This is a genomic window from Methylobacterium sp. V23, assembly GCF_002917135.1.
Classification (GTDB): domain Bacteria; phylum Pseudomonadota; class Alphaproteobacteria; order Rhizobiales; family Beijerinckiaceae; genus Methylobacterium.
This window is the reverse complement of the sequence record NZ_PDHT01000017.1, coordinates 35611-55765: the sequence shown is the minus strand read 5'-3', so window position 1 is coordinate 55765 and position 20155 is coordinate 35611. Positions and strand designations below refer to the sequence as shown.

17 protein-coding genes are annotated in these 20155 nt (G+C 69.2%); 12 read left to right on the top strand and 5 right to left on the bottom strand.

Going from position 1 to position 20155, the window contains the following annotated elements; genetic code table 11:
* Nucleotides 1-54: 54 nt before the first annotated feature.
* The gene (locus CRT23_RS16775) at nt 55-3447 is read left to right on the top strand and encodes a hypothetical protein (RefSeq protein ID WP_103710583.1); all 3393 of its coding nucleotides are present in this window, start codon (nt 55-57) and stop codon (nt 3445-3447) included.
* Between the two features lie 161 nt (nt 3448-3608).
* Nucleotides 3609-3782: a DUF3606 domain-containing protein gene (locus tag CRT23_RS16770; RefSeq protein ID WP_103710582.1), complete on the top strand. Its 174-nt coding sequence runs from the start codon at nt 3609-3611 to the stop codon at nt 3780-3782.
* A gap of 82 nt (nt 3783-3864) precedes the next feature.
* Here the strand turns inward: CRT23_RS16770 and fliP are convergent, their stop codons facing one another.
* A complete protein-coding gene (gene fliP, locus CRT23_RS16765) occupies nt 3865-4620 on the bottom strand; it encodes a flagellar type III secretion system pore protein FliP (protein WP_103710581.1) in 756 nt (251 codons plus the stop codon).
* A 137-nt stretch (nt 4621-4757) separates the two neighbouring features.
* Entirely contained in the window at nt 4758-6152 is a 1395-nt protein-coding gene (locus tag CRT23_RS16760; protein ID WP_103710580.1) for a flagellar biosynthetic protein FliO, read from the bottom strand.
* A 363-nt stretch (nt 6153-6515) separates the two neighbouring features.
* Here CRT23_RS16760 and CRT23_RS16755 point away from each other — a divergent pair, with 363 nt between their 5' ends.
* From CRT23_RS16755 to recA, 9 genes are all read left to right on the top strand, one after another.
* Nucleotides 6516-7001 carry a nucleoside deaminase gene (locus tag CRT23_RS16755; protein WP_103710579.1) on the top strand — a complete coding sequence of 162 codons (486 nt, stop codon included), beginning with the start codon at nt 6516-6518 and terminating at the stop codon, nt 6999-7001.
* Nucleotides 7002-7338: 337 nt separating this feature from the next.
* On the top strand, nt 7339-7761 hold the full coding sequence (gene flgB / locus CRT23_RS16750) for a flagellar basal body rod protein FlgB (RefSeq protein WP_103710578.1): 423 nt from the start codon (nt 7339-7341) through the stop codon (nt 7759-7761).
* A 30-nt stretch (nt 7762-7791) separates the two neighbouring features.
* Nucleotides 7792-8202: a flagellar basal body rod protein FlgC gene (gene flgC, locus CRT23_RS16745; RefSeq protein WP_103710577.1), complete on the top strand. Its 411-nt coding sequence runs from the start codon at nt 7792-7794 to the stop codon at nt 8200-8202.
* 31 nt (nt 8203-8233) lie between these two features.
* Nucleotides 8234-8548 carry a flagellar hook-basal body complex protein FliE gene (fliE, locus tag CRT23_RS16740; protein WP_055951298.1) on the top strand — a complete coding sequence of 105 codons (315 nt, stop codon included), beginning with the start codon at nt 8234-8236 and terminating at the stop codon, nt 8546-8548.
* A 148-nt stretch (nt 8549-8696) separates the two neighbouring features.
* Nucleotides 8697-8963 carry a flagellar biosynthesis protein FliQ gene (gene fliQ / locus CRT23_RS16735; protein WP_055951296.1) on the top strand — a complete coding sequence of 89 codons (267 nt, stop codon included), beginning with the start codon at nt 8697-8699 and terminating at the stop codon, nt 8961-8963.
* A gap of 18 nt (nt 8964-8981) precedes the next feature.
* On the top strand, nt 8982-9746 hold the full coding sequence (fliR, locus tag CRT23_RS16730) for a flagellar biosynthetic protein FliR (protein WP_103710576.1): 765 nt from the start codon (nt 8982-8984) through the stop codon (nt 9744-9746).
* A gap of 23 nt (nt 9747-9769) precedes the next feature.
* On the top strand, nt 9770-10837 hold the full coding sequence (flhB, locus tag CRT23_RS16725; protein ID WP_103710575.1) for a flagellar biosynthesis protein FlhB: 1068 nt from the start codon (nt 9770-9772) through the stop codon (nt 10835-10837).
* Between the two features lie 149 nt (nt 10838-10986).
* A complete protein-coding gene (locus CRT23_RS16720; protein ID WP_103710574.1) occupies nt 10987-13665 on the top strand; it encodes a PAS domain-containing sensor histidine kinase in 2679 nt (892 codons plus the stop codon).
* A 142-nt stretch (nt 13666-13807) separates the two neighbouring features.
* A complete protein-coding gene (gene recA, locus CRT23_RS16715; protein ID WP_055951278.1) occupies nt 13808-14899 on the top strand; it encodes a recombinase RecA in 1092 nt (363 codons plus the stop codon).
* Between the two features lie 104 nt (nt 14900-15003).
* On the opposite strand, the gene CRT23_RS16710 is transcribed toward recA, so the two are convergent.
* The 3 genes from CRT23_RS16710 to CRT23_RS16700 form a co-directional block, all read right to left on the bottom strand.
* The gene (locus CRT23_RS16710) at nt 15004-15399 is read right to left on the bottom strand and encodes a cytochrome c (RefSeq protein ID WP_103710573.1); all 396 of its coding nucleotides are present in this window, start codon (nt 15397-15399) and stop codon (nt 15004-15006) included.
* 2 nt (nt 15400-15401) lie between these two features.
* Nucleotides 15402-16691 carry a PQQ-dependent sugar dehydrogenase gene (locus CRT23_RS16705; protein ID WP_055951275.1) on the bottom strand — a complete coding sequence of 430 codons (1290 nt, stop codon included), beginning with the start codon at nt 16689-16691 and terminating at the stop codon, nt 15402-15404.
* 124 nt (nt 16692-16815) lie between these two features.
* Nucleotides 16816-17232, bottom strand: a complete 417-nt coding sequence (locus CRT23_RS16700) for an MAPEG family protein (protein WP_103710572.1) — start codon at nt 17230-17232, stop codon at nt 16816-16818.
* A 213-nt stretch (nt 17233-17445) separates the two neighbouring features.
* On the opposite strand from CRT23_RS16700, the gene alaS reads away from it, so the two are divergent.
* Nucleotides 17446-20109 carry an alanine--tRNA ligase gene (gene alaS / locus CRT23_RS16695; RefSeq protein WP_055951269.1) on the top strand — a complete coding sequence of 888 codons (2664 nt, stop codon included), beginning with the start codon at nt 17446-17448 and terminating at the stop codon, nt 20107-20109.
* Nucleotides 20110-20155 lie beyond the last annotated feature (46 nt).

The following is a 20155-nucleotide window of genomic DNA, read 5'->3' as shown; positions in this document are numbered from 1 at the left end:
GCGGATCGGCTCGGCTGCGAGTCGCTTCGCCCCTTGGGTTTGGCGTATCCTGCGATGGCTCTCGATGCCGGTATCGCGACACGACGGCGCCGGCTTCGGGCCGGCCTCGCCGCGATCTCGATCGTGGCCGCGACCCTCTGCGGAGGGACGGACGCGACCGCCGCACGCCTCACGGCGATCAAGGGCGCGCAGATCGAACGCTACGGGCGGCTCGTGCTGACTTTCGATGGCCCGGTTTCGGTCAAAGCGCGGACATCCGGGTCCGTGCTCGTCCTGGGTTTCTCGGAGAAAGCGAGCGCCGGCCCTGAGCGAGTCGCCGCCGAGATGCCGGACTACGTCTCAGCCGTGCGGCGCGATCCCGACGGCTTGGGCCTACGGCTTGCGCTGCAACGCCCCTACCGCGTGAACGTCCAGGAGGCAGGAGAGAAGGTCTTCATCGATCTTCTGCCGCAGGACTGGAGCGGTCTGCCGCCAGCCCTGCCGCCGGAGGTCGTGGCCGAACTGTTCCGGCGGACCCAGTCCGCCGAGGCGGCCCTGCGGGCGGCACGCCCCCCTGCCGAACCAAGGACCCTGCGCCTGGAACTGGCTCACCTTCCGACGCTCACCCGCCTGAGCCTGCGTGCACCGGCGTCTGCCGCACCGCGCTTCGAGGCCGTCGGCCCGGCCACACGCCTGATGATTCCGGGGGCTTGGCGGATCGACGAACTCGCCACCAGGGGGCGCTTGAAACCGTCCATCGAGAGCTTGGCGGTCGAGGGGGACGAGACCGGCGCCCGCCTGCTCGTCACCCCGGCAGACGGCTACGAGATCCGAAGCTTCAGCGACGAGGACGGTGCAACGATCGACGTGGTCCGTAAGGCCGCCGAAAAGACAAAGCCCACCGTGCAGGCTGCAAAGGCGGGGGAGGGCGCTGAGCCCGTCGGTGAAGCCAAAACGGCCGAGACGAACACAACGGGGGGCAGGGCAGCGGAGGCCAAACCCGAGAAGGCACCGCAGCGGTCGCCGGGCCAAACCGCGGAAACGTCCGGATCTACGCCAGCAACGCCCCCCCCCGAAGTGGTTCAGCGCCCGAGTGGACCAGGCCTCGCGTTCCCATTCCAGACCCTGCCGCCGGCCGCCTTGTTCGAGCGCGCGGGCATCGCCAATCTGGTCTTCGAGACCACGGAGCCGGTCGTCGTCCCGACCGGCGATCCCATGCTCGCCCCACTCGGTTCGCCGACGCGAACCGGTCGGATCGTGACCCTTCGCTTTCCCGTTCCGCGCGACCGGCTGCTGGACCTCGTGCCCATCGGTCCTGCCGGGGCTCCCACCGGGTGGGAATTGGTGGCCGGCGAGAACCTGTCTGCGAGCGACGCTCTCTCGGCGATTCGTGTCACGGATGCGGCCGGGCGGATCAGTGTCGGCGTGCGCCTTCCGAACCCGGGGGTCTCCTCCTGGCTCAGCCTTGACGGGGAGCGCATCGCCGTGGTTACGGGCCGGGGTCCGAAACCAGCAGGGATTCCGAAGCGTCAGGTCTTCGTCGACTTCGAGTTGCTACCGAGCCGGCAGGGGGTCGCAGTCCTGGCGCAGGCGGACGACCTCCTCGTGCGGCCGGACCTCGACGGGGTCGCGATCAGTCGGGAGAGCGGCATGGCCGTCTCCGGCGTCGCGCGGCCCGCCGATGCGCCCCTGGCGACGCTCAGCGACCTCGCCGTGGACCGGGGCCCCTGGGAGGCCTCGCAGCGCGGCGACACCCGCGAGTTGATCCGCGACCAGCTTCAGGCGGCTGCGGAGGCCCCGCGCGCCGCGCGTGGACCGCTTCGGATGGTCCTGGCGCGCACGATGCTCGCCAATCGGCTCTCCCTGGAAGGCCTCGGTGTGCTCAAGACCGCCTTCGGCGATGATCCCGTCCTGGCCGGCCAGCGCGACATCCCCATGCTCACCGTGATTGGAAACGCCCTGATCGGGCGCACGACCGACATGCGCTCGGGTCTGGCCGTCGAGATCCTGAGGAACGATCCCGAGGCGCGGCTGTGGCAGGGCTATCTCGAAGCCCTTGAAGGCCGCTGGAGCGCCGCGGATACCTCGTTCCGGGCGACCGCGAGCGTGCTCGACCGGTACCCCGACGATCTCCAGGCCCTCCTGCGGACCGCGGCCGCCGAGGCTGCGGTCGAGACCGGAGACTGGGACGGGGCCAACCGCCAGATCGTTGCGGCCGCGCGCGCGGCGGACCGCCCGACCCAGGAACGTCTGGCCTTGCTGCGCGCCCGGATCGACGAGGTCACTGGCCAGACCGTGGCCGCCCTCGATGCCTATCAGCGTCTCAGCGAGAGCGGAGAGGCGGGGGTGGCCGCCTCGGCTCGCCTGAGGGCCACCGTGCTGGGACACGCGGCCGGCAAGATCACGGTGGCGGATGCCATCGAGCGCCTGGAGTTGCTGGCGCTGTCCTGGCACGGCGGCGACCTCGAACCGCGGACCTTCTCGGCCCTGGCCAAGCTCTACGTCGAAGCAGGACGCTGGCGCCAAGCGATGATGACGGCCCGCCGCGCCGATTCCATCGGCACGGATTCGCCGTTGGTGCGCGAGGTGCACGACATGGCCCAGGCCCTCTTCGAGGATCTCTACCTCGGCGAGCGCAGCTCAAAGCTGTCCGGGGTCGAGGCGCTGGCGCTGTATTTCGACTTCAAGGAGTTCGCTCCGCTGGGTCGCCGCGGCGACGAGATCGTCCGCCGGCTGTCGGATCGCCTCGTGGAGTTGGACCTCCTCGATTCTGCGAGCGAGCTTCTGCAGCATCAGGTCGACCATCGCCTCACCGGGCCCAGCCGCGCAGGCACGGCGGCGCGGCTCGCCGCCATCCGGCTCATGGACGAGAAGCCGCTGCAGGCTCTGCAGACCTTGGACGCCACCTATCTCCCGGAACTCCCCGAGGATCTGCGCCGGGCGCGGGCGCTGCTACGGGCGCGGGCCCTGTCTGATCTGTCCCGCACCGACGTCGCTCTTGAGACCATCGTGGGCGAGACGGGGCCGGATGCCGACCGTCTCAGGGCGGACATCCTGTGGACCGGCCGGCGCTGGCGCGAAGCCGGGGAGGCGCACGAGGCGCTGGTCGGCGATGCCTGGCGTCGCCGCGTGGCCCTGGACGACGCCGCCCGCACGGATATCCTGCGCGCGGCGATCGCCTACGGACTCGCCGGCGAGACCCTCGGTCTCGAGCGCCTGCGCGCCAAATTCGCGGGTCCCATGGCCGAGAGCGTGGATGCCCGCACCTTCGCCCTCCTCGCCCAGGCCAACGCCGTCCGCACCGCGGGCTTCCGCGAGATCGCACAGAAGGCCACGAGTGCCGAGACGCTTCAGGCGTTCCTCTCGGAATACCGCAAGCGCTATCCCGAGAGTGCCGTGCCCGCACCTGGCAAGCGCGAGACGGATGCGCGGGCCGACGCCCTGGCGAGTGCGACTCCGCCCGGCTGAGCGCCAACCAGCGACCCACCGGCCATGCGGCGTAAAAGCCTGAAGCGATTCGCCGAATTCTGCTGCTTTGGGCGCAACAAACGCGCCTGGGCGACGTTCTGCCTCCAATCCCAATCACCCGTGCGGCTTACGTTCCAGCCCGGCACAGCAGAGGCCTTCCCATGCTCACGGAACCGCTCGATACCAACGCCGGAAAGACCCACCTCGACATCTTCGACACGCAGCAGCGCAGCGCGATGGCCACGCGTCTCGGAGTGTCGGAAGATCGCCTGAAGCGTGCCGTGCGCCTCGTCGGCAATCGCATCTCGACCCTGAAGAGCTACCTGGAGCGCTGAGCGCTCGAACCGGCATCTGACGACACGGAAGGGCGCTCTCGGGCGCCCTTTTTCATGCGCGTTCACGAGCACAGGCGGTGCGTCAGGTCCCGTAGCTCTGCACCAACGAGCCCGCCACCAGGGTCCAACCATCGACGAGAACGAAGAAGATCAGCTTGAACGGCAACGCCACGGTTGCTGGTGGCACCATCATCATGCCGACGGCCATGAGGATCGAGGCGACGACGAGGTCGATGATCAGGAAGGGGATGAACAGCAGGAAACCGATCTCGAAGGCACGGCGCAATTCAGAGATCATGAAGGCCGGCGTCACCACTTCGAGGCCCACGGCTTCGGGACCGGCCGGAACGGGTGCCTTCGCCATATCCAGGAAGAGCTTCAGATCTTTCTCGCGGACGTTCTTCAGCATGAAGGTCTTGAAGGGCGCCGAGGCGCGCTCGAAGGCGACACTTTGCGTGATCTGCCCGGCGATCAGCGGCTCGATGCCAGTGCGATAGGCCTCGCGCCCGACGGGTGCCATCACGAAGGCGGTCAGAAAGAGTGCGAGGCTGGTGACGACCGCGTTCGGCGGGGCGCTCTGGGTCCCGAGCGCCGAGCGCAGAATCGATAGCACCACGACGATCCGGGTGAAGGACGTGGCCATCACCAGCACCGAGGGCGCCAGTGCGAGAACGGTGAGGAGCGCAACGAGCTGGAGGGCCCGTTCGGTCACCCCGCCGGTGCCGAGATCGACCGACAGGCTCTGGGCCTGCACCGCCGTCGCGGCACCGGCCAGCCCCAAACCGATCAGGATCGGCAAGCACAAGCGTCTCGAAGGGAAGGAGCGGGGTTCGGTCATACCGGTTCCGGACGACGCGGCGCAACGCGGCCGCGCGCCCCTCATAGCATTGGCGCCCCGGCCCGCATCCCCGATCGGGCCCACGCGATCTCCACCGCTACGGACGAGCGCGGATCCGAGATGGCCCCGGGACCCGGCTACTGCTTGCGATCGAGGGGCCGCCCAAGCAGCCGCGCGAACTCCGCTTCGATTTCTTCGACGGAGAAGGGATTGGGGCTGGCCGGCGCCTTTGCGGGGGCAGGCGCAAGAGGGGGCGGGGGTGTGGTCGGCGCTGGAGAGGGTGGCGCTACGATCACCGCCGGGGGAGCGGTGTCTTCGGCCTTCGGCGCATCGGCGACCACCGCGTGCATCACCGGGTCGGGCTCGATCGGCGCAGGCGGAGGCGAAGACGGCGATTCCAACGGCGCAGCCTCGGGCTCCGGCTCCTCGATTCGATCGGCAAAGAGCGCGTCGTCGACCGCAGGCTGCGGTTCAACGGTCGTCCGCTCGTTCGATGTCGGTGTCTCGGCGGTGGCCGCCATCGCGGCGGCGATGGGATCGATGGCGGGCGCCCCCGGGAGCGGGACCCGGTTCACCTCCGGCTGGGGTGCGGGGCGCGCCTCTGATGCGTCAGGCGCCCCTTCCCGCATTTCAGGCATGCCAGTCTCAGCCACGGGAGGCTGAATCGGCATGGCGGGACGGACCGCGGCCGCCGGCCTGCGCAGAGCCTCCTCCAGCTGCCGTGCCATGTCGGAGAGGATCGCGGCATCGACGCCGCGGGCTGCAGGGGCCGAGACGGGAGGGGCCGAGACGGGAGGTGCCGGCGCGGCGCCGGGCTCCGCGGGCATGGCGCGACCGGCTTCGGGTTCGGATCCACGCTCCGGTAGGCCGACGCGGTCCGCGATCGCCGCCGGGACAAAATTCGCCAGGGAGGGCGGCGTCCGGCGCATGACGCGGGCAAGCTGGGAGTCGCGCTGTCGCGGCGCGGCCGGCTCCGGTACCGAGACATCCGGCATGGCCTCCGGGGCCGACGCACGCGAGCGATCACCCAGCGGCGGGGCCGCCTCGTAATTCGCGCGGTGCGGTGGCACCGCCATCTCGAAGGCTGGCTCACGATAGGGGGCAACGGGTGGGGCGGCCGGCGCCAGGCTGGGGACCGGACCCTGCTGGGGCACCGGCGGCTCCGGCATCGTATTCAGCACCGGCTCGGGCGCCTCGTCGAGCGCGGCCTCGTCGGACGCCATCCGGGCGCTCATACCCCGCAGGATGTTGCGCTCGATGACGACGTCGTTGGGGCCGCCCACGAGAAGCAGGTGCTCGACGTTGTCGCGCCGCAGCAGGATCAGCTGCCGCTGACGGTCGAGCTCGTAGATGTCGACGATGCCGAGGCGCGGCTGGCGGCCGCGGGGAGAATTCTTGCTGGAGAGGGGCGATCCCTTTCCACCGAGCCGCCGGACCAGGAAGACGCCGGCTGCGAGAATGAGGAAGATGACGACGAATATGATGGCGAACTGGAGGGGAAACGAGCCATCCGAGCTGAAGAACGATGACAAGACCGGGGTCTCTCGCTTTTGGGGCTCGTGGCCCGACGCAACACTGGAAAAACCAGTATCATGTCCGGCGCCAGCACGGGCAATAACGTTAAAACTTCGTTAACAGCCCCTTTGGCCAAGCGAATTTCGCCAGCTCCAGGCAGGACTTGCAGATCGTGAGGACGCCCCGCCGCCCGATCCGATCACGGAGCGGCGGGGCGTGCCGTGTCTCCACGGCGAAGCCGATACGCAACGCGGCCTGGAGTGACAGTGCCCCTCTGCCGTTAGCGGTCCATCAAGCGCACCTCCGAGGCTCGTCTCGAAACGGGACCCGCCACCGCTCCTGACGCGTTGGATGAGCGGCACAGCCGGAGGTGTTGCGAGATGGTATCCGTGGAAGACCAGCATCAAGCGCATTTGCGCGACGCGGTCGCGTTGGCGCGTGACAACGTTCTCGGGGGCGGGCGCCCCTACGGCGCCTTGATCGTACGCGATGGCGAAGTGCTGTCGCGGGCGGTCAACACCATCGCGATCACCCAGGATCCCACCGACCACGCCGAGATGGTGGCGATCCGGGAGGTGAGCCGTCGCCTCGGGCGCCCGAAGCTCGACGGCTGCATCGTCTACGCCAGCGGTCGTCCCTGCCCGATGTGCCATGCGGCCATGCGCTTGGCCGGCATCAAGCAAGCCTACTTCGCCTACAGCGCGGAAGAGGGCGAGCGGCACGGGCTCCTCGGCGCCGGCATCTACGCCGAACTCTGCCAGCCCCTGGGCGACCAACCGATGCGCGTGGAGCACCACCCCGTGGAGGTGGAGGACCATCCCTATGTGCTCTGGCGCGACCGGCAAGGTGCATCCGAGAAGGGATGAGGCGATGACCGTTCCGCGTTGGATCCCCTTCCTCGCCGCCGGCCTGTTCCTGGCCGCCGCCATCACCCTCGGCGCTCTCTGGAGCCAAGGCGCCCTTCGCCATCCCAGCGAGGATGCCCGGTCTGCCGCCGCGCCCGCCGCGTGCGCTCCCCTCAACCCGAGTGGGCCACCGCCTCCTGAGTGCCCACAGGCGAAGCCACCGACGCAGAGGACTCCCTGAGGGACGTCCCTTTTTGAATGGGGACACCCGGGATTTAACCGGGTGTTAACCATGGGGGCGGCAGATTTTGCCGGTCCCACCGGGCAGATTCTTCCGGGTGAGGGGAGGGTCCAGCCCATGTCCGTCACCGACCTGCCCATTCTCGGCATGCTGCGCACGCGGATGCAGTGGCACCAGACGCGCCAGAAGCTGCTGGCCGAGAACGTGGCGAATGCCGACCTGCCCGGCTTCCAGCCCCGGGACCTCGCCAGCCCCGACCTTGGACGGTCCGGTCCCGTCCTGTCGCAGCCGCAGGGTGCCACGACGAGCAGCAGCCTCGCGGTGACCAACGTGTCCCACATCGCCCTGGGCGGAGGCCCGGACGGACCCGGAGCCGATCCGCGTCGCGTGAAGGGGTTCGAGATCCGTCCCAGCGGAAACGGCGTCAATCTCGAGGAGGAGATGATGAAGGCCGGCGACAACCAGGCGGATTATCAGATGGCCGCGTCGCTCTACCAGAAGAGCCTCGACACCATCAAAATCGCTATCGGCAAGCGCTGAGCGGCCCTTCAACGACTCACGGAGCGCGCCATGGACTTCCTCAAATCCCTCACCACCGCCGCCTCGGGCCTGAAGGCTCAATCGAGCCGGATGCGGATCATCGCCGAGAACATCGCCAACGCGGATTCCGCGCCGACCACCGTGGGTGGCCAGCCCTACCGCCGCAAGATCCCAACCTTCACCCAGCAGGTCGACCGCGAGACCGGCGCGTCGCTGATCGAAGCAGGACGGGTGCGCCGCGATAACTCGCCTTTCCGGACCAAGTACGACCCGGGCAATCCGAGCGCCAACGCCAGGGGGGAGGTGGCGATGCCCAACGTCAACGGCCTGATCGAGAACATGGACATGCGCGAGGCCCAGCGCTCCTACGAGGCCAACCTCAACATGGTCACCGCCACCCGCCGCATGGTCGCCAAGACCCTCGAGATCCTCAAGGCCTGACCGCCGTTCCGCCGCCTGAAAGTCCGCCGTCATGACCAGCAACGCCTTCGCCGCCGGCGCCTACGCGGCGATCCAGAACATCGGCGCCAAGGGTCCTCCGAAGATCGCACCGGCTACCGGCGCGTCGGGGTCGAACTTCACATCGCTCCTGACTTCCACCCTGGACAACGTCGGCGAGGCGGGACGCAAGGCCGACAGTCAGGCGCTCGCCGTCGCGGGCGGCAAGGCGAACGTCGTCGACGTGGTGACGGCGGTGGCCGAGAGCGAGACCGCCCTCCAGACTCTCGTCGCCGTCCGCGACCGGGTGATCTCGGCCTACGAGGAAATCATGCGGATGCAGATCTGAGCGGTTGCGGATCACCGATCCCGGAACCGCTGTCCGAGACCTTCCTTCCGCGCTCCGACGCCTTCCCCGTCCGCAAGAATTCCGCTTTCCCGAAAATTGTCTGCGCCCACCCAAGCCTTCCGCCCAGACGCGAGATGACACCCCATCCATGACCGGTCTCGCCATCATCGACGTCGCCCGCGACGGCATCTTCGTCTTCCTCAAGGTGGCGGGGCCGATCATGCTGGTCGCCCTCGTGGTGGGCCTCGTGGTCTCTCTGTTCCAGGCCCTGACACAGATCCAGGAGCAGACCCTGATCTACGTGCCCAAGATCGTGGCGGTGTTCGCGACGCTCCTCTTGATGCTGCCCTTCATGGGCGATGCCCTCGGCAGCTACATGGCTCGGATCGCGGCCCGCATCGTGTCCGGCGGCTGAAGCCTGCTATGACAGGGCATGAACCTCCTCCTGCCGGGCATCGCGGCGGCCTTTCTTCTCACCTTCGCGCGCATCGGCACCCTGGTGATGCTGATGCCGGGCGTGGGCGAACAATTGGTCTCGCCGCGGCTGCGCCTCGCCTTCGCGCTGCTGCTCTCCCTGATCTTGTTTCCCACGGTACGGCCACTCCTGCCGATGCAGGGCGGCGCCATCGCGGGGCCGGGCCTGATCGCGCTGCTTATCGGCGAGCTGCTGGTCGGTCTGGTGCTCGGCCTGACGGTGCGGATGGTTCTCGCCGCGCTTCAGACCGCCGGCATGATCATCTCGCAGCAGCTCGGGCTCTCCTACGCCATGACCGTGGATCCGACGCAGGGCGGGCAGCAGACGGCGATCGGCAACTTCCTGGCGCTTCTCGGCGTCACCCTGATCGTGGCGACCGACCTGCACCACGTCGCCCTCGACGCGATCGGGCGCAGCTATGTCCTGCTCCCGCCGGATGGCGTCCCGGGCATGGGCGAGGCGGCGAGCCTCGCGTTGAAGGCGATCGCGCGCGGCTTCTCCCTCGGCGTCCAGATCTCGGCCCCGTTCATCGCCTTCGGCATCCTGTTCAACGTGGGGCTCGGCGTGCTGGCGCGCCTGATGCCGCAGATGCAGGTGTTCTTCGTGGCCGTGCCGGCCTCGGTGCTGATCGGCATGCTGCTGCTCCTGGGGAGCCTCGGCGTGATGATGGGCGTCTTTCTCGACGATATCGGGCGCTACCTGGCGGACCTCGCCGGGCGCTGAGCCCCCGCGCGGAGTTCTGAGCCGTGGCGGACGATTCCGATCCGGAAGACAAGACAGAAGACCCGACTCCGCGGCGGATCGAGAAGGCGATCGAGCAGGGCAACGTCCCGAACAGCCCCGAGATCAACACCTTCTTCATCCTGGCCGCCTTCACCATGGCGCTGCTGATGGCCTCGGGCATGATCGCCAAGGACTTGGTGGCGAGCCTGCGCGGCTTCCTGATGAACGCCTCTGCGGTCCCTGCCGACCCGGCGGCCTATTCCGAGATGGGATTGCGCACGCTGATCATCTGCGCCCAAGCCCTCTGTATACCAGTGGGTCTCGTCCTGGTCGCGGGCCTGGCCGCCGGTCTCATCCAGCATCCGTTCGTCTTCAGCACCGAAGCGCTCGGCCCGAAATGGGACCGGGTCTCGCCGATGGCCGGCGTCAAGCGCGTTTTCGGGATGGAGGCCCTGTTCCAGTTCGTGAAGGGACTGGCCAAGCTCGGCATGGTCGGGGTCGTGGCCGGAACCATCCTGTGGGGCGAGCGCGACCGGATGGAGGTGTTCGCCCGCCTCGACCCGAGCGCCGTCCTGGCCGCGATCCTGACGCTGGCCCTGAAGATGATGGCGGGCATGCTCGCGGTGTTCATCGCCATCGCGCTGGGCGACGCCGTCTACCAGCGCTTCCGCTGGCGCCAGCGCCTGCGCATGTCGAAGGAAGAGATGAAGCAGGAGCACAAGGAGAGCGAGGGCAGTCCCGAGGTGAAGGGCCGTATGAAGCAGATCCGCGCCCAGCGCGTGAAGAAGCGCATGATGGCCGCCGTGCCCACCGCCACCGTGATCGTCACCAATCCGACGCACTACGCGGTCGCCCTGCGCTACGAGGCCGGCATGACGGCCCCCGTCTGCGTGGCCAAGGGCGTCGACTCGCTCGCGCTCAAGATCCGTGCGGTGGCCAAGGAGCACGACGTCCCGATCCTCGAGAACCCGCCCCTGGCGCGGGCCCTCCACGCCACCGTGGAGATCGACGCGGAAATCCCGGCGGAGCATTACCGCGCCGTGGCCGAAGTCATTGGCTACGTGATGCGCCTGCGCCGGCGGGCCGCCTGAGGAGGCGCGCGTGAAGATTGGCGCTTGCGCTCGCCACGCTTTATGCACCCTCTTTCGTGAGAATTCTCGGCAACATACGCCGGTTTGCCCTTGCTGCGAGCGAAAGCGAGGCGCTAACCGGATGGGCTTCAGGGGTGGGTCGGCGGCGGATGGTTGAGTTCAGCGGACACGGGAAGCCCGCGTCGAACGCGATCGATCGTTCCGAGCGGCCCGGGCGCGTCGGGCTGCTCCTCGTGCTGGCAGGCCTGCTCGTCGGCGCCGCCGTGGGCCTGTCCTTCGTCGCGAGCGAGCAGGCGCAGCCGCTGATCCTCGGGCTGCTGGCGCTCCTCGCCATGGCGGGCGTGTTCTGCCTCTTCGCCCTCGCCATCGGGGCGATCCAGTTCGCCGGGCAGACCACGCGGGACGACATCACCAAGGCCATCGTCGACGCCGCGCCCGAGGGCGCGATCGTGGTCGAGGAGGGCGGGCGCCTGATCTACGCCAACGAATCGTACCTGCGCATCGCCGGCGGCGAGACCTTCGCCAGCCTGCGCCCGGTGGAGCGGGTCTTCGTCGGCTCGCCGGAGGTGTCGGAGGCGGTCTATCGCCTTGCCCAAGCCTCCCGCGACGGCCTCGGGCATGCCGAGGAGATCCGGATGGCGCCGCCTCCGGGCAGCGCGGCCGAGCGCGCCTTCGCCTGGTTCCGCATCAGCGTGCGCCCGATCGAGCGGCCGCGGCGCCCCGCGACCCTCTGGACGGTGAGCGACATCACCCACGAGCGCGAGCGCCAGGAGAACGTCTTCCAGGAACTCCAGCACGCGATCGACTATCTCGACCACGCTCCGGCCGGCTTCCTCTCGATCGATCCGACCGGCGCGATCGTCTACATGAACGCGACCCTGGCGGCCTGGCTCGGCTACGACCTGGCGACGGTCGGCTCCGGCGGATTGCGGCTGCCCGAGATCGCCCCCGGTGCCGACGTCCTGACCGCCTCCGAGGGCCTGCCGGGCGAGGTCCGGACCGATCGCTTCGACCTCGACCTGCGCCGCCGCAACGGCCATCCGCTGCCGGCGCGCCTGTACCACCGGGTCGCCTTCGGCCAGGACGGACGGCCCGGCCCGTCGCGCACCTTCGTGCTCAACCGCTCGGCCGGGGCCGAGAGCGACGAGCCGCAGCGCGTCGCCGAGGTGCGGCTCGCGCGCTTCCTGAACAACAGCCCCATCGCCATCGCGACCCTCGACCAGAGCGGCCACATCGCCCGGGCCAACGCCTCGTTCGCCCGGCTGTTCGGCGGGCTGCCGCGGCAGGCCCTGCCCGACGGGCGCAACGACCTCCAGGGCGAGCCCACCATGTGGGATGCGATCGCCGAGCGCGATCGCGCCGGCCTCGAGGCGGCCCTGGGCAAGGCCGCCGCCGGCCTCGTCGAAGTGCAGCCCATCGAGATCGCGCTCTCGGGTCCCGGCAACCGGTCGGCCCGCGTCTGGCTGAGCCCGGCGGGCGGCGAGCCCGCCGGCGGCCGGGGAGACGAGGCCGAGCAGAGCGATCGCGAGCGGGTCATCCTCTACGCCCTCGACACCACCGCCCAGCGACAGCTCGAGCAGCAGGTGGCGCAGGCGCAGAAGATGGACACGGTGGGCCAGCTCGCCGGCGGCATCGCCCACGATTTCAACAACGTGCTCCAGGCGATCATCGGCTACTCGGACCTGCTCCTGGCCAGCCATCGGCCGACCGATCCGGCCTTCCAGGACATCATGCAGATCAAGCAGAACGCGAACCGGGCCGCGAGCCTGGTGCGCCAGCTGCTCGCCTTCTCGCGGCGCCAGACCCTGCGCCCGGAGGTGATGAGCGTCGGCGAGGCCCTGTCGGACCTGACGCTCCTGCTCAAGCGCCTGCTCGGCGAGCGGGTGGACCTCGACCTGAAGCACGGGCGCGACATCTGGCCGATCAAGGCCGACGTGAACCAGTTCGAGCAGGTGATCGTGAACCTCGCGGTGAACGCGCGCGACGCGATGCCGGAGGGCGGCCGCCTGCTGATCCGCACCGCCAACGTCGTCGACGAGGCGGTTCCGAGCGAGAACCGCCTCGGCATGCCGGTCGGCGACCACGTGCTGATCGAGGTCCTGGACACCGGGCAGGGCATCCCGCCCGACGTCATGGAAAAGATCTTCGAGCCGTTCTTCACGACCAAGGAGATCGGCAAGGGCACGGGCCTCGGCCTCTCGACGGTGTTCGGCATCGTCAAGCAGAGCGGCGGCACCATCGACGTGCGCTCCACCGTCGGGGAGGGCACCGCCTTCCGGATCTACTTCCCGCGCCACGTGCCGACGGCCGAGCCTGCGCCCGAGCCGGAGCTCGCATTGCCGCCCGCGACGGCGCAGTCGACCGCCGCCATCGCCGCCACGCGGCTCAAGGGTGCCCCGGACCGGCCGCGAGCGGAGGGCGAGAAGCCCGCCCCCCGCAAGCCGGCCCCGGACCATACCGGCCAGGGCGTGATCCTGCTGGTGGAGGACGAGGACCCGGTGCGCGCCGTCAACAGCCGGGCCCTGTCGGCCCGCGGCTACACCGTGCTCGAAGCGGCCTCGGGACTCGATGCCCTGCGGATCATCGCCGAGACCACCGAGACCATCGACCTCGTCGTCTCCGACGTGGTGATGCCCGAGATGGACGGGCCGACCCTGCTGCGCGAGCTGCGCAAGCAATCCCCCGACCTCAAGGTCATCTTCGTCTCGGGCTACGCCGAGGACGCCTTCCGCAAGAACCTGCCCGACGGCGAGGATTTCAACTTCCTGCCCAAGCCCTTCAGCCTGAAGCAGCTCGTCGAGACGGTGAAGGAGACCATCGCCCGCTGAGGCGCGACACCGGAGGATTCGTGGCCCGCGACGCGCGAATTCTCCGGTGTCGGCCTTGCCGAATGAGAACAAAACGGGTACACAATCAGCAACCGAGGCGCATTGAGCCTTGCACCGCCCCCATGCATAAGGATGCCGACGAATGGCCCAGCCCGCGCTGAAAGTTGTGGAATCCCCGATGGTGGACAAGGACAAGGCGAAGGCGATCGACGCCGCGCTGTCGCAGATCGAGCGGGCCTTCGGCAAAGGCTCGATCATGCGCCTGGGCAAGAACGACAAGGTCCAGGAGGTGGAGGTCGTCTCCACCGGGTCGCTCGGCCTCGACATCGCCCTCGGCGTCGGCGGCCTGCCCCGCGGCCGCGTGATCGAGATCTACGGTCCGGAATCCTCGGGCAAGACCACGCTCGCCCTGCACACCATCGCCGAGGCCCAGAAGAAGGGCGGCGTCTGCGCCTTCGTCGACGCCGAGCATGCCCTCGACCCGGTCTACGCGCGCAAGCTCGGCGTGCAGCTCGACGATCTCCTGATCTCGCAGCCCGACACGGGCGAGCAGGCCCTGGAGATCACCGACACGCTGGTGCGCTCGGGTGCCATCGACGTGCTGGTGGTCGATTCGGTGGCGGCCCTGACGCCGCGCGCCGAGATCGAGGGCGAGATGGGCGATTCGCAGCCCGGCCTTCAGGCCCGCCTGATGAGCCAGGCCCTGCGCAAGCTGACCGGCTCGATCTCGCGCTCGAAGTGCATGGTCATCTTCATCAACCAGATCCGCATGAAGATCGGCGTGATGTACGGCAGCCCGGAGACCACCACGGGCGGCAACGCGCTGAAGTTCTACGCCTCCGTGCGCCTCGACATCCGCCGCGTCTCAACCCTGAAGGATCGCGACGAGGCCATCGGCAACCAGGTCCGCGTCAAGGTCGTGAAGAACAAGGTCGCGCCGCCGTTCAAGCAGGTCGAGTTCGACATCATGTTCGGCGAGGGTGTCTCCAAGGTCGGCGAGCTCATCGATCTCGGCGTCAAGGCCGGCATCGTCGAGAAGTCCGGCGCCTGGTTCTCCTATGCCAGCCAGCGCCTCGGCCAGGGCCGCGAGAATTCGAAGGGCTTCCTGCGCGACAACCCGGAGATCGCGAACAAGATCGAGGCCTCGATCCGCCAGAATTCCGGCCTCGTAGCCGAGAAGATCCTCGAGAACGCCAAGCCGACCGAGGACGAGCTCGACGAGGGTGAGGCCTGAGGGGTTCGCTCGCGCGCCCGGGACCGGGTCGCGCGGCGCTCCGAACCAGAGAAAGGCCGCCGGGCACGTCGCCCGGCGGCCTTTTTCGTTCAGGACATCTCGATTCAGCCCGGAGGCAGAACGTCGACCTGGATGGCTGCGTAGTAGGCTGCCAGATCCGCGATTTCGCTGTCGCTGAGGGGCTTGGCCACGACGTTCATGATCTCGTTGCGCCGCGTGCCGTCCCGGTATTCCGTCAGGGCCTTCACGAGGTAGGGCTCGACCTGTCCCGACAGGTTCGGAGCCTCCGGAAGCTTCGAGACTCCGTCGAGGCCGTGGCAGGTCTGGCAGGCGACCGCCGCCTTGCGGCCGGCCTTGGCGTCCCCCGCCCACGCCCCCGTGGGCAGGAGCAGGATCGACAGGACGCCGAGGAGAACCGCCCGGACAGGCCGGGCCGTTCGGGAGACCGGCCGCACGCTCCTCGACCACACGCTGCTGGGCCGCGCGCTACTGGGCTTCATGGCTACTTGGCCTCGTAGGAGATGCGGTAGATCGCGCCCGCCGTGTCGTCGGCGACGAGGAGCGAGCCATCCAGGAGGACCGCGACGTCGGTCGGGCGGCCGAGATACTCGCCGTCCTGCGTCAGCCAACCCTCCGCGAAGGGCTTCGGGGCGCCGGCCTTTCCATCCTTGTCGACGGGCACGAACATGATCCGGGCTCCGAGCGGCTGGGTCCGGTTCCAGGAGCCGTGCTCGGCGGTGAAGATGCCGCCCTTGTAGGTGTCGGGGAACATGCGCCCGTTATAGAAGGTCATGCCGAGATCGGCCGCGTGGGGCGGCAGTTCGGCCTGCGGGAACACCACGTCCTTCGGCGGCGTCTCGTCCTTGTACTCGACGGTGCGGACATGCCCGCCGCCGAACCACGGGAAGCCGAAGTTCTCGCCGGCCTTGGCGATGCGATTCAGCTCGCCGGGCGGGATGTCGTCGCCCATGCCGTCGACCTGGTTGTCGGTGAACCACAGCGCCTTGTCGGCGGGGTTGAAGTCCATGCCCACCGAGTTGCGGATCCCGGTGGCGTAGACCTCGCGGTTCTTGCCATCGGCATCCATGCGGATGATGCCGCCGATGCCGGCCTTGGCGTAGAGGTCGCGCTTGGCCGCCGGAGGCACGTTATAGGGCTGGCCGAGGGAGATGTAGGTCTTGCCGTCGGGCCCGACCCGGCACATCCGGGCGGTGTGATTGTAGCTCTCCTCGGCGGCGGGGATCAGGTCGCCCTGCTTCACCAGCACGCCGGCCGCGACGTCGGGGCTCTCGTAGAAGAATTCCGCCGCCGGGAAGGACAGGACCCGGTTCTGCTCGACGATGGTCAGGACGCCGTCCTTCGAGAAGCAGACGCCGTTGGGGATCTTGAAATCGATGCCGGCCGCGAAGGCGCGAACCTCGTCGGCCACGCGATCCTTGTCGCGGTCCGTCACCGTGTAGACCTTGCTCTTGCGCGTCCCGACGAAGAGCACGCCGGCATTGGGTCCGACCGCGATCGAGCGGGCATCCGGCACCACGGCGTAGAGGTCGATCTTGAAGCCCTCGGGCAGCTTGATCTTGGACAGGGTCTTGCGGAGGGCATCGGCGCGCCGGCCGGTCTGCGGGATCTCCGGCGCTTCCGCGGTGCCGGTGCTCTGCATCCCCGTGAGCTTCTCGAGGGCGTCGGCCTTGGCCTTGGTCTCGGCGGGGGCTGCCCCCTGCGCGAGGGCGCCGGCGGTGAACGCCAGCGCGGCGCAGCCGGCGAGCAGCGTTGCGGTGAGGACCGATCGCATGGATGTCTCCCGAAGTCCGCCCGCATGATCGGGGCGGTTGAGCCCCGACGATATGCGCCTGCCGGGCGCGCCGGCAAGGGGAGGGCGAAGGCCGGGGTTCACGGCGCGCCGGCGGGAAAAATCCTCAGGGCGTGTAGGGCAGGAGCTTGATGAACAGGCCCCAGAGCACGAACAGGATGCCGACGATCGAGACCAGCCAGACCAGGGAGCGGACCTTCGGGATGCCGAAGCCGTAGACGGGCAGGTAGACCAGCCGGGCGAAGAAGTAGAGGTAGGCGCCGAGGACCACCGCCGTGTTGTGCCGGCCCGTCGCCACGCAGGCGAGAACGAGGGCGGCGAAGATCGGAAAGGTCTCGAGGAAATTCTTCGACGCCTTCTCGAGCCGGCTCGCGGCGCCCGTCACCGTGGGCGTCGGCCCCTCGCGGTTGCCGGAGGCCCAGCTGAAGCCGCCCCGCTGCTGCACGCCGCTCGCGGAGGCGGCGATGATGTGGACCAGACCGAGCAGGCAGGACCAGGCAAGAAGGCGTATTTCGACCGGCATCGCGGGTGTCCGTATTGGGAAGGGGCGGGATGCGTTCCTAGCTCGACCGTGCGCAAAAGCGAAACGACCGTGACTTGCGCCGGAACGCTCCTTATGAGTGCGCCAGCGCGGGACACTCCGAACTGGCGGGGCGCTCCGCGCGCGGCATGCGTGCGCGACCGACAGCCCGGCGCGTCCGCCTCCGGCGGCACCCTACGACAGAGTTGTGATGCGATGAGCGGCGTCAACGAGATCCGGTCGACCTTCCTCGACTACTTCGCGGCAGCGGGCCATGAAGTGGTGCCGTCGTCGTCGCTCGTCCCGCGCAACGACCCGACGCTGATGTTCACCAATGCCGGCATGGTGCAGTTCAAGAACGTCTTCACGGGCGTCGAGAAGCGGCCCTACGACCGGGCCACCACGGCGCAGAAATGCGTCCGCGCCGGCGGCAAGCACAACGATCTCGACAATGTCGGCTACACCGCCCGGCACCACACCTTCTTCGAGATGCTGGGCAACTTCTCCTTCGGCGACTACTTCAAGCCGCGGGCGATCGAGCTGGCCTGGAACCTGATCACCAAGGAGTTCGGCCTGTCGAAGGACCGGCTGCTGGTGACGGTCTATGCCGACGACGATGAGGCCGCCGATCTCTGGCGCAAGATCGCGGGCTTCTCGGACGACCGCATCATCCGCATCGGCACCTCCGACAATTTCTGGCAAATGGGCGATACCGGCCCCTGCGGCCCGTGCTCCGAGATCTTCATCGACCAGGGCCCGACGCTCCAGGGCGGCCCGCCCGGTTCGCCCGACGAGGACGGCGACCGCTTCCTCGAGTTCTGGAACCTCGTGTTCATGCAATACGAGCAGGTCGAGCCGGGCAACCGCCTCGCCCTGCCGCGCCCCTCCATCGACACCGGCATGGGGTTGGAGCGCATGGCGGCGATCCTCCAGGGGGTGAAGAGCAACTACGACACCGACCTTTTCCGCGCCCTCATCGACGCCGTCAGCCACGCGGTCGGTCGCCCGCCCGAGCCCGGCAACGTCGCCTCCTACCGGGTCATCGCCGACCACCTGCGCGCCGCCGCGTTCCTCGTGGCCGACGGCGTGCTGCCCGGCAACGAGGGCCGCGGCTACGTCCTGCGCCGCATCATGCGCCGCGCCATGCGCCACGCCGAGCTCCTCGGCTCGCGCGAGCCGATGATGTACCGCCTCGTGCCGACACTCCTGCGCGAGATGGGCCAGGCCTATCCGGAACTGACCCGCGCCGAGGGCCTCATCGGCGAGACCCTGCGCCTGGAAGAGACCCGCTTCCGCCGCACCCTGGAGCGCGGCCTCGCGATCCTCGACGCCGAGAGCCGTGACCTGAGCAGCGGCCAGAACCTCTCGGGCGAGACGGCCTTCACCCTCTACGACACCTACGGCTTCCCCCTCGACCTGACCCAGGACGCCCTGAAGGCGCGCGGCATCGGCGTCGACACGGACGCCTTCGGCCAGGCCATGGAGCGCCAGCGCAAGGCCGCCCGCGCCGCCTGGACGGGCTCGGGCGAGGCCGCCACCGAGACGGTCTGGTACGGCCTGAAGGAGCGCGTCGGCGCCACGGAGTTCCTCGGCTACGAGACCGAGAGCGCCGAGGGCATCGTCACCGCCCTGCTGCGCGATGGCGCCGAGACCGAGAGCCTGAAGGCGGGTGAAACCGGCCTCGTCCTCGTCAACCAGACCCCGTTCTACGGCGAGTCCGGCGGACAGGTGGGCGACAGCGGCACCCTGTCGGCGGCCGGCCTGACGGCGCGGGTCACCGCCACCGAGAAGAAGCTCGGTGAGCTCTTCGTCCACCACGTCACGGTGGACGAGGGCACGCTGTCGCTCAATCAGGCCGTGGAGCTCGCCGTCGACCATGGCCGCCGCGCCGCGATCCGGGCCAACCACTCGGCGACGCACCTGCTGCACGAGGCCCTGCGCCAGGTGCTCGGCGACCACGTCGCCCAGAAGGGCTCCCTCGTCTCCCCCGATCGCCTGCGCTTCGACTTCAGCCACCCGAAGCCCATGGACGAGGCCGAGATCCGCGCCGTCGAGGACATCGCCAACGCCGTGTTGCTGCAGAACACGCCGGTGGTCACCAAGCTGATGGCCGTGGACGAGGCGATCGAATCCGGCGCTCGCGCGCTGTTCGGCGAGAAGTACGGCGACGAGGTCCGCGTGGTCTCCATGGGCGCGCCGGTCGCGGGCGCGGGCGGGCGCTCCAAGGCCTTCTCGGTGGAGCTCTGCGGCGGCACCCACGCCGGACGCACGGGCGAGATCGGCCAGGTCTCGGTCGTGGCCGAGAGCGCGGTCGGTGCCGGCGTGCGGCGCATCGAAGCCCTGACCGCGGACGCCGCGCGGCGCCACCGCGCCGACGAGAGCCGGACGCTTGCCCAGATCGCCGGGCTGCTGAAAGCCGCCACCGCGGACGTGCCGGACCGCCTCGCGGCCCTGATCGAGGATCGCCGCCGGCTGGAGCGCGACCTGACCGACGCGCGCAAGAAGATCGCCATGGGCGGCGCGGGAGCGGGCAGCGACGACGGCATCGCCGAGATCGCCGGCGTGAAGGTCATGGCCCGGGTGGTCGAGGGCGTCGAGATGCGCGATCTCAAGAGCCTCGCCGACGAGGGCAAGACCCGCCTGGGCTCCGGCATCGTCGCGATCGTGGGCGTCGCCCCCGACGGCAAGGCCGGCCTCGTGGTCGGCGTCACCCCGGACCTGACGGAGCGCTACGACGCCGTGGCCCTGGTCCGGGCCGGTGCGGGGCATCTCGGCGGGAAGGGCGGCGGCGGACGCCGCGACATGGCCCAGGCCGGCGGCCCCGAGGGCGCGGGGGCCCAGGCGGCCATCGACGCGATCCGCGCCGCGCTCACAGCCTGATTCTCACGAGACCGCCCCTCCACCCCGTCCGGAGGGGCGGCAAGCG

Excerpts from the sequence above, each read along its gene's own strand:
- fliR (WP_103710576.1), top strand. The coding sequence starts at position 8,982 with ATGAACCTCCTCCTGCCGGGCATCGCGGCGGCCTTTCTTCTCACCTTC.
- alaS (WP_055951269.1), top strand. The coding sequence starts at position 17,446 with ATGAGCGGCGTCAACGAGATCCGGTCGACCTTCCTCGACTACTTCGCG.
- CRT23_RS16770 (WP_103710582.1), top strand. The coding sequence starts at position 3,609 with ATGCTCACGGAACCGCTCGATACCAACGCCGGAAAGACCCACCTCGAC.
- CRT23_RS16700 (WP_103710572.1), bottom strand. The coding sequence starts at position 17,232 with ATGCCGGTCGAAATACGCCTTCTTGCCTGGTCCTGCCTGCTCGGTCTG.
- fliE (WP_055951298.1), top strand. The coding sequence starts at position 8,234 with ATGACCAGCAACGCCTTCGCCGCCGGCGCCTACGCGGCGATCCAGAAC.
- recA (WP_055951278.1), top strand. The coding sequence starts at position 13,808 with ATGGCCCAGCCCGCGCTGAAAGTTGTGGAATCCCCGATGGTGGACAAG.
- CRT23_RS16705 (WP_055951275.1), bottom strand. The coding sequence starts at position 16,691 with ATGCGATCGGTCCTCACCGCAACGCTGCTCGCCGGCTGCGCCGCGCTG.
- flgB (WP_103710578.1), top strand. The coding sequence starts at position 7,339 with ATGTCCGTCACCGACCTGCCCATTCTCGGCATGCTGCGCACGCGGATG.
- CRT23_RS16710 (WP_103710573.1), bottom strand. The coding sequence starts at position 15,399 with ATGAAGCCCAGTAGCGCGCGGCCCAGCAGCGTGTGGTCGAGGAGCGTG.
- fliQ (WP_055951296.1), top strand. The coding sequence starts at position 8,697 with ATGACCGGTCTCGCCATCATCGACGTCGCCCGCGACGGCATCTTCGTC.
- CRT23_RS16755 (WP_103710579.1), top strand. The coding sequence starts at position 6,516 with ATGGTATCCGTGGAAGACCAGCATCAAGCGCATTTGCGCGACGCGGTC.
- CRT23_RS16720 (WP_103710574.1), top strand. The coding sequence starts at position 10,987 with ATGGTTGAGTTCAGCGGACACGGGAAGCCCGCGTCGAACGCGATCGAT.
- CRT23_RS16775 (WP_103710583.1), top strand. The coding sequence starts at position 55 with ATGGCTCTCGATGCCGGTATCGCGACACGACGGCGCCGGCTTCGGGCC.
- fliP (WP_103710581.1), bottom strand. The coding sequence starts at position 4,620 with ATGACCGAACCCCGCTCCTTCCCTTCGAGACGCTTGTGCTTGCCGATC.
- flgC (WP_103710577.1), top strand. The coding sequence starts at position 7,792 with ATGGACTTCCTCAAATCCCTCACCACCGCCGCCTCGGGCCTGAAGGCT.